General features: G+C 41.9%; 11 protein-coding genes. 2 read left to right on the forward strand and 9 right to left on the reverse strand.

Annotation, left to right across the window (positions count from 1 at the left end):
• Nucleotides 1-52 precede the first annotated feature (52 nt).
• The 3 genes from C0638_RS20950 to C0638_RS20960 form a co-directional block, all read right to left on the reverse strand.
• A complete protein-coding gene (locus C0638_RS20950; protein WP_058712364.1) occupies nucleotides 53-1,057 on the reverse strand; it encodes a LacI family DNA-binding transcriptional regulator in 1,005 nt (334 codons plus the stop codon).
• Nucleotides 1,058-1,277: 220 nt separating this feature from the next.
• On the reverse strand, nucleotides 1,278-2,660 hold the full coding sequence (locus C0638_RS20955; protein WP_058712365.1) for an MFS transporter: 1,383 nt from the start codon (nucleotides 2,658-2,660) through the stop codon (nucleotides 1,278-1,280).
• 351 nt (nucleotides 2,661-3,011) lie between these two features.
• Nucleotides 3,012-3,890: a LysR family transcriptional regulator gene (locus C0638_RS20960; RefSeq protein ID WP_025678371.1), complete on the reverse strand. Its 879-nt coding sequence runs from the start codon at nucleotides 3,888-3,890 to the stop codon at nucleotides 3,012-3,014.
• Nucleotides 3,891-4,002: 112 nt separating this feature from the next.
• On the opposite strand from C0638_RS20960, the gene C0638_RS20965 reads away from it, so the two are divergent.
• A complete protein-coding gene (locus C0638_RS20965) occupies nucleotides 4,003-5,388 on the forward strand; it encodes an MFS transporter (RefSeq protein WP_013371144.1) in 1,386 nt (461 codons plus the stop codon).
• 178 nt (nucleotides 5,389-5,566) lie between these two features.
• Here C0638_RS20965 and C0638_RS20970 read toward each other — a convergent pair whose 3' ends face one another.
• From C0638_RS20970 to C0638_RS20990, 5 genes are all read right to left on the reverse strand, one after another.
• The gene (locus C0638_RS20970) at nucleotides 5,567-6,361 is read right to left on the reverse strand and encodes an SDR family NAD(P)-dependent oxidoreductase (RefSeq protein ID WP_040103728.1); all 795 of its coding nucleotides are present in this window, start codon (nucleotides 6,359-6,361) and stop codon (nucleotides 5,567-5,569) included.
• A 186-nt stretch (nucleotides 6,362-6,547) separates the two neighbouring features.
• Nucleotides 6,548-7,600, reverse strand: a complete 1,053-nt coding sequence (locus tag C0638_RS20975) for a helix-turn-helix transcriptional regulator (protein ID WP_058712406.1) — start codon at nucleotides 7,598-7,600, stop codon at nucleotides 6,548-6,550.
• Between the two features lie 193 nt (nucleotides 7,601-7,793).
• A complete protein-coding gene (locus tag C0638_RS20980) occupies nucleotides 7,794-8,816 on the reverse strand; it encodes an NADH:flavin oxidoreductase/NADH oxidase (RefSeq protein WP_058712407.1) in 1,023 nt (340 codons plus the stop codon).
• Nucleotides 8,817-9,029: 213 nt separating this feature from the next.
• Nucleotides 9,030-9,458, reverse strand: a complete 429-nt coding sequence (locus tag C0638_RS20985) for a MarR family winged helix-turn-helix transcriptional regulator (protein ID WP_058712435.1) — start codon at nucleotides 9,456-9,458, stop codon at nucleotides 9,030-9,032.
• A gap of 190 nt (nucleotides 9,459-9,648) precedes the next feature.
• Complete coding sequence (locus tag C0638_RS20990; RefSeq protein ID WP_013371139.1) at nucleotides 9,649-9,912, reverse strand: WGxxGxxG family protein; 264 nt, start codon at nucleotides 9,910-9,912, stop codon at nucleotides 9,649-9,651.
• 151 nt (nucleotides 9,913-10,063) lie between these two features.
• Here C0638_RS20990 and C0638_RS20995 point away from each other — a divergent pair, with 151 nt between their 5' ends.
• Entirely contained in the window at nucleotides 10,064-10,582 is a 519-nt protein-coding gene (locus C0638_RS20995) for a DUF3231 family protein (protein ID WP_058712434.1), read from the forward strand.
• Between the two features lie 161 nt (nucleotides 10,583-10,743).
• Here the strand turns inward: C0638_RS20995 and C0638_RS21000 are convergent, their stop codons facing one another.
• Entirely contained in the window at nucleotides 10,744-11,808 is a 1,065-nt protein-coding gene (locus tag C0638_RS21000; protein ID WP_013371137.1) for a Gfo/Idh/MocA family oxidoreductase, read from the reverse strand.
• Between the last annotated feature and the right edge of the window lie 122 nt (nucleotides 11,809-11,930).

An 11,930-nucleotide genomic window follows, 5' to 3' on the forward strand; every position in this document is an offset into this window, starting at 1 on the left:
TACACCATAATTAAAATACAATTTGTTTTTGTGTTTGTCAATTCTTAAAAAACTATTCCTTATACTGCCCTGTCGAGTCTCGTACAACCAGATTAGCCGGGACAATCTCCGTTGGCGGTGAATAATCAGGATTCTCAATCATTCGGATGAGATGCTCTCCTGCTTTCATTCCCATTAGCGTAATGTTCTGATTGATTGTTGTAAGCTTGGGCATGGACAGTTCCGCATAGAATGTGTTGTCAAAGCCAACAACGGAAATATGATCAGGTACTCGCATTCCGATTTCGCGAATTGCTTCGATCGCACCGGTCGCCATATAGTCTGAAGAGCAGATCACGCCGGACGGTGCTTCCGAAAGCTGTAGCAGGCGCTTCATCGCCTTATATCCACCTTCAATGCTGTATTCCTCTACCTCCACATATTGGTCGTAGTAAGGAAGCTCGTTCGAGCGCAGCCCCTCCTGATACCCGGAAAATCTCGTTTGACCAACCAGACATCCCAAATCCCCTGAAATAAAAGCGATGCGTTTATGTCCGAGTTCCACCAAATGCTGAACACCTAAGTAAGCACCTCTGCGATTGTCGGCTGTTACATATCCGGTTCTAGGTCCCAGCAGATCGATATCGATCATCATCGTCGGCATCTCAGCCTGAAGTAGATCCAAAAAATTTTGATTAGTTCGATCGACACCAAACATGACAACTCCATCTACATTGCGGCTAATGCAATGCTTAGTGAAGGTATAATCGGGATTGCTAAGATTCGGTGATAGAAAGAGCAGGTCATAACTGCTATCTTCAAGAGACTTTCTTAACCCATCAAGAAGCTCCGAAATAAAAGGATTCGTGAAGAAATCCAGCAGGAACATCCCGACCGTCCAGGAACGCTTTTTCACGAGGCTTCGGGCAACCACATTCGGCTGGTAGTTCAGCAATTCAATCGCCTTGTTCACCTTATTCCTCGTTTTGCTGCTGACATCAGAATAATTATTAATCACTTTGGATACCGTTGCCACCGATACCCCTGCTTGTTTCGCCACCTCATGAATAGATGCCACTACACTCACCCCAAACCAAAATAAACGAATCTCACACTCGGTACATAACAATTTACTATATATTATACGCGATGCTCAGCCTCATAGGAAACGTTCAGTAATACCGAAAAAACATCTAGTTGATGTCCAAATAATCAATGTATGCACCCTTTAAAAAGTTTAGTTTTTTGTACAAAAAAGCTGACATCATTACATATCAATGTCAGCTCTATAAAAATTATTAATTTCTATTAATGTCCAAGGAAGCCTCTTCTCCCTTAAATACGATCATAAAAATAGCACCGCCTGTAATTACTACAGCTAGAAGTAGTAACGTCAAATTGCTGTACAAATATGCTGCAACGTCAGTAACGATCGGGAGAATAGGAAAGTTGCACCTATGCTGTGTAAGCAGTCCTCCTACAATTGCGATACCAATCCCTTCCGCCAGAAAGCAGGAAAAATTTAAAAACCCCATACCTGAGCCTGATTCGTCAGCACTTAACGAGCCTGCCACAATGGTTGAGATGACCGTTTTGACAAAGGATAATCCACCAAAAATCAAAACCAATGCTCCTGAAATGATCCAGAGGCTACGATCGGCAAAAAGTGAAACGATGAAAAGCCCCATCACGAGAAGCAATAACCCTGCAACCATGACAAAACGAGCTCCCTGCCTATCGACCAAAGAACCGCCAACGATCCCAAAAAGAATCACGCTAAGCGTTCCTGGAAACAGAACACCGCCTCCGATAAGGCTTGTCGACATCTGGTGTACTTCTCTCATCATGTAAGGGATCATAGACATAAATCCTGCAACGGTACCTAGAAGTATTCCCCCTACAAATACGCCGACAATAAACCTTCTCCTCTTGAATAAAGCTGGTTCTACGAAAGGTTCCTTAGCTCTTCGAATTCTCAGCACAAATCCTATGAAAAGAATGACACTGTTGGTCAAATACCACCACTCGTAATGTGTCGTAAATAAAGTGAACGAAACAATTCCAAGAACAAAGAGCAGGCCTCCCAGAACATCAAGCCCACCTTTTTTCATAGGTTCGTCAGGCAGCGTCCGTAAAAAAAAAGGTAGTGTGACTAGCGTCATCATTGGCAGAAAAAACAGATAGGACCAATGTACATAGTCCGCGATCCAGCCTCCAAGTATAGGACCAAAACCTTCTCCCAGAGCAACGGTCGATCCAATCATTCCAAAAGCTTTTCCTTGATGCTGCTTTTCGATACTTTTGGTAACGATGACCATAATCAGTCCGGGGACGGCAGAAGCACCCGCTCCTTGGATAAATCGTGCAACAAGCAAAATCGGAAACCAGGCATGAAAAAGCAAGCCAAACAGCGATCCCCCGCTATATATCATCATACTGATGAGAACCAGTTTTTTTACGCCATAAATGTCCGATATTTTTCCGTAAACGGCCGTTCCTACGGCAAAAGAAAGAATGAAGCTGGTATTAACATAATTTGCAGCGGATGGCTTAATTCCAAATTGAGCGGCAATGTCGGGCAACGATACGTTGAACACCGTCTCATTCAATACGCTGAAAAATGCAAGCACGCACAGCCAAATCAAAGATTTAGGAATACGTTTCTCAATCGATTTTTCCATTATGCAAACCCCTTAAAAAGGCCAGGGATTACGCAGTTTATAGGGCCAGTGATGCGTTATCCCCTTTAATTTGTGCCCTTCTTTTCACTATGTACTTCATTCTAACGCCTCCACAAAATAAAAGTAAAAATCTGTTTAATTGCAATTACCTAACCATATTATCACTAAAATAATAAAAATATCACCTGTTATTTTTGACGATAATCATTTCATGACGAGGTAAAGCAAAAACGGTTAGTTCCTGCTCGTTGGATAACAATGTTTAGCCTCTGCGCTATCTTATTAACGCAATCTCCTACTTATTTATTTTCAATGGTAGATCATAAAAAAACATATATGGAGTTAGGTTGTCTATTTGGAATTCGTCGCAAAATATTCTACAACTATCTCGCGGAATTCCTGAGCAGCCCGCGAAATATACCGATTCCTGTTCCATAATAAAGCAATCTCACGTATCAATTCGTGATTCTCTACCTGGAGATATTTGAGATGTTCCTGCGAATTTCGTGCCGTGCTCGGTATGAAAGCTATCCCAATTTCGGCTTCCACAAGAGTACTAAGCCTTGCAGGTTCATCCCCCTCGTACACATAGTTAGGCACAAATCCTTCCGACATGCATACAGAGTCCACTAAATCACGAGTACCATAGCCTCTTTTTACGCCGACAAACCATTCTTCCCTTAGCTCTGTCAAGGATACGCTATTTCGATCCGCAAGCCGATGCCCCTTTGGAACAGCTACAAGAATGGGGTCGATACATACGATTTTACATTCGATGTCATCCCCTTCAACAGGAGGTGAAGACAAGCAAAAATCAACTTCTCCTCTATGAAGAAGTGTAACCATTTCCTGTGTGGTCAGCATTTGTACATGAAATTGAATATAGGGTCGTTTTCTCCGAAACTCTCGAAGAATACCTGGTAATGTGCTTGCGGTGGTCACTGCCAATTCGAGAGTTCCGTGTTCTGGGCTGGATAAGTCGCTAAGCTCCTGCTTCCCCTGTTCTAATTCAAATAAAGCCCTTTCTGCACGGTAAAGGAATCTGCTTCCGAACTCATTCAATCGCAGTTTCCTCCCTGTTCGATCGAATAAAGGGACTCCCAAATCTTCCTCCAAGCGTTGAATCGTTTTGCTGAGCGACGATTGAGTAACGTGCAGACTTCGTGCAGCTTCGGTTACATGTTCCAAACGAGCTACCGTGAGAAAATATTGCAGTTGAAGAAGTTCCATTTCGCATCCCCCATTCATTCCCTCAAATCAATGAGATTATATCATCAAATGCATTGGAATAAATAATCGATTTCAAGTACGATGACATTAATTCGCTATGGGGGGGCCAGAAATGAGTGTTCGCAGCTGGTGGTTAATGATTTCAGTTGGTCTAGGGATATTATTGAACCCATTAAATTCTTCGATGGTTTCTGTTGCAATTCCAAGTCTGCAAAATGTGTTCCAACTTGACTTTACAGGTGTTTCCTGGATTATTTTTTCTTTCTACATTGCAAGTAGCATAGCTCAACCTATCATGGGAAAGGCCAGCGATTTATTCGGCCGTAGGAAGATGTTTCTTATTGGACTTGTTGTAGCCTTCATTGCATCATTATTAGCTCCGTTGTCACCAACCTTTGGATGGCTCATCGTGTTCCGCATTGTACAATCCATCGGAACAAGTATGATGGTTGGGGTTGGAATGGCCATTGTTCGAATTCATATTACAGAGAAACAAGCGACTGCGCTGTCTGTTTTGTCCATTTTCCTATCAGGAGCGGCAGCAATTGGACCCTTTATTGGCGGGGTTTTGGTTCATTGGTGGAATTGGCCTGCCATCTTTTTCATCAATATTCCGTTTGTGGTAGCCAGCTTTCTATTGGCTTGGAGGACTATTCCTAAGGACGAATCGCCAACATCTGTTGCACGCAACATGTCCTTTCGTAAATGGTTTGATTTAATTGATGCAAGAGGGATCCTACTCTTCACATTAGGGCTGGTTGCCCTGCTCGTCGGATTACTCTCGGCAAAATCATCTGGGCATATCTCGTTAGAAAACGTCATTGTCGGGTTAATAGGCCTCGTTGCGCTGGGGGCATTCGTACGATATGAGTTAAAAGCGACGTCACCCTTTATTCCTTTACGCACGTTCGCCAAATATCCTGCGTTGACTTGGGTTAATGTCGAATTCATGTTCGTTAACGTACTCTATTACTCGCTTTTTTTCGGGCTTCCGTCCTATTTGCAAGTGGTAAGGCATGTAAGCGAGTTCCAAACAGGGATTCTCATGCTAAGCTTAGGCTTGTGCTCGCTAGCTGCTTCTCCAATAGCAGGACGATGGATTGATAAATCAGGACCCAGACCGGCATTACTGGTATCGGCAATCCTGATGACATTGGGATCTGTGTGGCTTGTAACATTAAATCCAACTTCTCCGGTGATCAGCGTGTGTTTGGCTTTGGCTGCATTCGGTATTAGCAACGGACTGAACAATGTAGGTATGCAAGCAGCCTTGTTCCAAAGTTCTCCAAAAGAAATAATCGGTGTAGCATCCGGATTATTTAATACATCAAGATATCTGGGAACCATTTTCTCTTCATTGTTGATAGGTATCGTAATGGGAGGTAAGTTCAGCTTCGAGGGATTTCAAGTGCTTGGGATTGTCCTTACGGTAATTGCATTGACTTTGGTATTCATGAGTCGGCGACGCCTGGATTCAGGACAATTGCGAGAGTCATAGGTTCACCGTTTCTTCAAATAAACCCCTCTACTCTTTATTTAACGTTAATTTTTCAACGAAAGAGAAAGGAATTTAGTTAAAAAACAGCCGAGCAATCGGCTGTTTTTGGTAGCGATTGGTAGGTGACAATAATTCCAGTTCACAGCCCTAATCCAGCTCTCAAATCCCAGTAAAAATATTAAAAAATAGTTGGCACCATTCCCCCATCCATACGGATTGGAGAACCCTTAAATGCAGACGCATATGGGCTACATACAAATGCGGCTAATCTACCAATTTCAATAGGTCTAATAAATCGCTGTATTTCGGATTGAGGCAGGTTTGCGGCCATAAATTGTTTCTCTTTTTCTGAAAAAGTCATATTTTCATTGGTGTAAATCCCCTCAATGATTTGATGTACTTTTTCAGAAAGTGTTGGTCCAGGCATGATCGTATTAACGGTAACTTCTGTATCTCTTGTTAATTTAGACAAGCTTTTTGACAATGATAGCAGCATGGATTTGGTCATACAATATTGAGGCATTTGTCCTGAAGGCATAATTGCTTCTTCACTCGCAATGAAAACAATGCGTCCATAATCGTTTTTCAACATTTTAGATAAGTAAAATTTAGCTAATCCATTTGCAGCAAGAACATTAGTACGGAAGTATTTTTCCCACACTTCATCGTCAACGTCCTCATACTGCATTATTTCGTAAATACCCATATTGTTAACCAAAATATCAACTTCGGGGTATTTTTCAAATAATGCTTTTCTTTGCTCTTTATCCACAATATCGGCCGTAGCATTTTGGGGAGAGGTAGTTGGGAACTTTGACTTTATTTCATTTACTGTTTGTTCTACCTCATCATAATTCCGTCCATTAATAAGTACATTCACACCTTCTTTGGCAAGTTCAATCGCTATTGCTTTACCTATACCTTTCGTTGATCCTGTAATTAAAGCAGTTTTATTGTTTAAACCCATATCCATCATACATTTCTCCTTTTTCTCTACTTCCAAACTATGTTAAGATCAGCCTTTTAAAGAGTCCTGATTATATTACCTTGCCTGGATTGTTCAGTAACTAGCATATTGCGCCAAAATTCTTGTTTCACACGCCAATTGATAAAACTCAATAAAACTAGCTCTCTGAACAATTGGCTAGTCTGGAATCTATTAATGAATAGACGGTCTTCCGAGCTGTCCTTCTGATATTGAGTTTGCAGCTAAATGTTTAGTACGCCAATTTAAAGGAGTGTCACCTTCCCAAAGACGGAAAGCCCGATAGAATGAGTTCTGATCTTCATATCCAATCAAGAAAGCCACTTCTTTAATATCAAGCGATGGGTCTGCCAAGTACTTTCGTGCCTGCTCATGTCTAGCTTGTGTCAGCAAATGCTTAAAGTTCGTGTTTTGGTCAGTGAGCCGGCGCTGCAACGTGCGATCGCTCATGTTGAGTTCCTTCGCGATAGCCTCAATATCAGGGCGTCCTCCTGTGAGGCTCCGTTTTATAATCCATTTGACCATTTCGGTAATGGAGCAGTTGCGCTGCTGTTCAGCCAGAGATCGGTCTAGGACGGGAGTGAGAATCTCCAGCAATTCTTCGTTGTACGAAACAAAAGGGAGGTCCAGATCTCTTCGATGTAGCGTCATTCGATTACATTTTGCATCAATCCGGATACGGCAACCGAAGTAAGCTTCAAGAGCTTGTACATCGCCCATTGATTGCGAAAATTCCACAAGCTGTGCCGTCAAAGGTTGACCAGTGCCCCGGCGCCCAAGCTCTAGAAGACATGCCAGCGTAATACCGACCAGCATCGGTGGACCAGGCTGCTCGGTATACAACCATTCCAGTTCGATTGTACAGTGCTCGCTCTCCTCGGTGATACGTAAGATTTCGGGGGGGCATAATTGTTTGTACCGAGCCATTCGGTTTAGAGCATCGCGATAGTTACGAGCGTGGTAAGTCGCTAAGACGGTCGGTGGGTACTTCGCTGTTTCAAAGACGGTTGCAAGCTTGATAATTCCTTTGGCAGTGTCACCAATGAGATCAGAATAAGCCTGCCAGATCGCGAAATATTGGGCCGGAGTAACTACTGGTTCTGTCATAATGTTAAGCGGTAGCCGTGCTTTATGAGCTACGTCGTGAGCAGAAATTCCTAATTCGTGTAATCCCGTCCAAAATCCTGGCGGAATTTTAATATGGTCAGAGGTATGAGTCTTCTTCATACATATAGACCTCCTTTATTTACTTACATTATTCAAGCTCTATAACCATTCCAGTATAGTGAATTTTGTTAACATATGCTTACTAAATGTTTGACCACAATAAATAAAAAAGCAACCGATATGTCGGTTGCTTTTGAGTCATTTTTATTTCGATAATTGCAGTTTCCTATATTTCTACCAGCAGAAACTGTATCTAAAAACCTGTAGTATACTGTTTCGGGATCGTTGTTTCTTTTTTCAAGTTTGTTGCCGCCTCAAGAGCCCAATAAGGATTTCTTAACATTCCTCTCCCGACAGCCACAAGATCTGCGTCCTCATTTCCTACTACAGCGTTTGCCAGGATCGGATCATCGAGTCTTCCGACTGCAATGACTGGAACTTCGAGTGCTTGTCTGATTTCTCGAGCAAGTGTCACTTGGTATGCTGCGTGACTGCCTGGTCTACCCCACGCAGCGATAGGTCCTTCCCCGCCTGAAGAAATATCAAAAATATCTACTCCTGCTTGTTGATATTCTTTGGCAAAAGAAATGCTTTCTTGAATGTCGTATCCTCCTTCTACGTATTCTTTAGCGGAAATGCGCATGATAAGCGGCATGTCTTCCGGCATCTCTGCCTTGGCTGCCTGAATAATTTCCCGACCAAACTTTGTAAGATCTTTCCCGTACTCATCATCTCTTTGGTTGGTCAGAGGAGAGTGAAATTGATGGATTAAGTATCCGTGAGCTCCATGTAATTCAATGGCATCAACTCCGGCCTTCACAGCACGTGCTACAGCACCGCGGAACTTCTCCACCATTTCTTTAACTTCTTGTGTTGAAAGAGCTCTAGGTAATTTAGATTTCTCATCAAATGGAATAGCGGACGGAGCAACAGGCACCTCAGCATCTTCTGCTTTACGTCCAGCATGAGCAATTTGGATACCTACTTTTGCTCCATAACTATGGCAGGCATCTACAATTCTTTTCAATGCAGGAATTTGCTCATCAGACCACAATCCCAGGTCGAAATCAGAAATCCGTCCATCCGGTTCTACATCGGTCATTTCAATTATAATAAATCCAGTTCCACCAATTGCACGACTTACGTAGTGCATGAAATGCCAATCGGTAGCTATACCATCTTTTTTTTCAACAGAATATTGACACATTGGAGGCATGACGACCCGGTTCTTTAAATCCAAGCTTTTAAATTTATAAGCACTAAATAAATCTTTCATTAAGAAAGACCCCTTTCTAGGTTTTATAGTGAACACTATATTAAATGCATGCACATGCATATAATACAGCATACATTTTTTATTTGTCAACTATCGTTTAAACTATGCGTTTACGTAATAAAGGCCCAGAGATTGTATTCTCTAGACCTAGGATTAAATCTTGCTCTATTCAAGCATTAACTTTCGTATTAAGTTTTAATTTATATGAAAGGATTATATTTTTTCAATAAGTGATTGTAATTTTTGCTTCAACTCATCTTTTGAAAGGACTGACTCCAGAATCTGGTTGAAGGTTTCGAGCGCTCTATCAAATTTCTTTTCACCAAAATCGGTCATGCTTGTATAGATTCCCCGACGATCATCTTCACATATATGTCTTCGCAAAGCTCCGCAGCTTTTTGCTTCCATTCTGACTACCAGTCTAGATAATGCACTTTGGCTTAACCCAACCATCTCTTGTAAATGCTGCAATCTCAATTTCTTTTCCTCAGTTTGAGATAAGAAATACAGAACCAAAAATTCATTTAAGGATAAACTATAGTTTTCTTGAAGTGCACGTTCCAATTCATCGTTTATGTTCGATTGGAGTTTAGTAAGGGACAGCCAAATATTTAAAAGTTCGATAGTATTGTTGTTATGCATTTCGACTCATCCGTTCTATTCTGAAGTATAAATTACACACATTATAGGAGTCACCATAGGGAATAATTAATTCTATCAGGGTTACTGGAAATGGTCAAAACAACACAAAAACACCTTTCAAATCAGCTTCCATGCTTAGGAATGCATCTTCTGAAGGTGTTTTGTTTTGAAATTGATTTTAATTTGCAAATTATTTATGGTCAGATACTTTTCTGCGCATTCCAGCCAGTCCTATCAAACCAAGCAAGCCAAGCCAACCCCAATCCATATCGTTGTCATTATCTACGGCGTTTGCTCGTACATTGTTAGCGTTATAAGTTGGATTGTTACTTTGATAAGGGTTTTGAGCTGGGTCATTGGCTGCATTTACATTTGGACTTTGTGCTAAAGAAGGGGTGGCTAAAGCTGCAAACAAGCAAATGGAAGTTACCGCTGTGACTATTTGTTTCTTCATAAAAAGGAATCCTCCCTGAAAGTGTGATGCATATAATTTCTCCAAAAATCCGCTCCTTATTCTATTGTGTATTTACAAATTTATTTGGATGATTTTAATCATTAATTGGAACTATAAGATTGGTGTAAAAAATATTAAAGGAGCGGTTATGATGGGAATATTAAGTGGGAATCCAAAAGATGAACCTATGCACTATGGTGAAATTTCCGGTGTTTGGCAATTTTCATTGGCCGCGAAAGGGGCTCTGTCTTTCTACCAAGCATTCCTGAATCATGCAGGTGATAAGGATTTGAAAAAAATATTGGACGCACTCATTGATCAAGCAAAACTTGAAATTAAGGAGTGTGATATGCTCCTTACTGACAATGGGATTGCCCCAGCGCCAGCCTTACCAGAAAGACCTCCAGTGAAACTTGAAGATATTCCTGTAGGTGCGCGGTTTACTGACCCGGAGATCGCCGCTAAAATTGCGTCTGATACATCATTGGGACTGGTGGCTTGTAGTCAAGTGATGGGTCAATCCATCAGAGAGGATATAGGGGCCTTGTTTGCAAAATATCATGCCACCAAAACTGCTTTAGGCGTTAAGATTCTTCAAATGTCTAAAGAAAAAGGATGGTTAATTTCACCTCCTCTCCAAGTGAAAAGACCCGAAGCTGTTGAAGTGTAAAACAGACTAAAATTTCTGCTGGCTATATTCAGGGTAGATTAAACAAGCACCCCCTTTGTCCTCACTATGAGGATAAAGGGGGTGCTTTCACGAGCCATATCCGCCTGGCCATGCTCTCAAATTATTTCATTCCAGAATCTGTGAAAGACTCTGCGTTTCTTTTAAATCGATCTTCGAATCACGCTTTTGGTCGCTGCTGCCTCAAAAATGGTTTCGATCAGCACCAGCACACGGTGCACTTCTTCGCTTTTGATCGCAAGCTCGGCTTTTCCTTCGATGGTGGAGACAAAATTTTCGTAAAAGCTTTCTGCTGCAGCAGGTATTTTCTCAATCGGGAACTTAAGGGTGGATTCCTCAGACGGCGGTGCCATCGTTTTCGTCAACCCTTGACCTGCTTGAATCGGTTTGGGTTCCACGTGAGCGACATCTGGATTTCGGGTGACAATCTCTCCGCTCAAATCCCAATCCTTGATCACTGCTGTTCCTTCAGTTCCTTTAATATACCAACGCGGCAACTTTACGTAATTCGTTGTACCTACTTCAATGACCGCTGTAAGACCATCCTTGAACTCAATCAAGCTGGTAAAGCCGTCATCCACTTCTGTCCCCAGAATATAACTTAAGGTAGCAGTCACGCTTTCGATTTGGCTGTCCGTAATCTGAAGAAGCTGGTCCAACAGATGCACTCCCCAATCCAACAGCATTCCTCCACCATACGCCTTTAATTGCCGCCAGTCTCCTGGAATGCCGTTAGCTCCCTGAACCCGCGATTCCAGGTGGAAAAGATCGCCAACGGTCTTCTTACTGATTATATCTTTGACAATCCGGAAGTCTTCATCCCATCTGCGATTCTGATGTACTGTAAACAGACGATTTTCTTGCTTGGCCACCTCGACAATATCTAAGAAATCTGCGCTTGTTATCGTAACTGGCTTTTCACAAATGACATGTTTGCCAGCTTGCAGTGCTTGGATCGCGATTTCTTTATGAACGTCATTAGGCGTTGCTATTAATACAATATCTACGTCCTGATCGCCGAGAACAGCCTCTAGACTGGCATAAGTTTTATAGCCGGCTGCTGCAGCCAATTCCATCCGATAATCAACAATATCATATACACCGCCAATGGCAAGCTGCTCAATAGGTTCAATTAATTGAACATGGTAGCTTCCCATACCTCCATAACCAATAATAACTACATTGTATTTCCGATTGTCCATTTTCATTTTCCTTCCACTCCTAAATTGAGCCACCACCTATCAAACGGTTGCTCACGGATCGAATTCAATTGTAAATCGGTTATTGCCAAGCAGGTCATCCGTAAGATGTTATTGCATACGCTTTCATT

This window comes from Paenibacillus sp. lzh-N1 (assembly GCF_002872435.1).
Taxonomy (GTDB): Bacteria; Bacillota; Bacilli; order Paenibacillales; family Paenibacillaceae; genus Paenibacillus; species Paenibacillus polymyxa_C.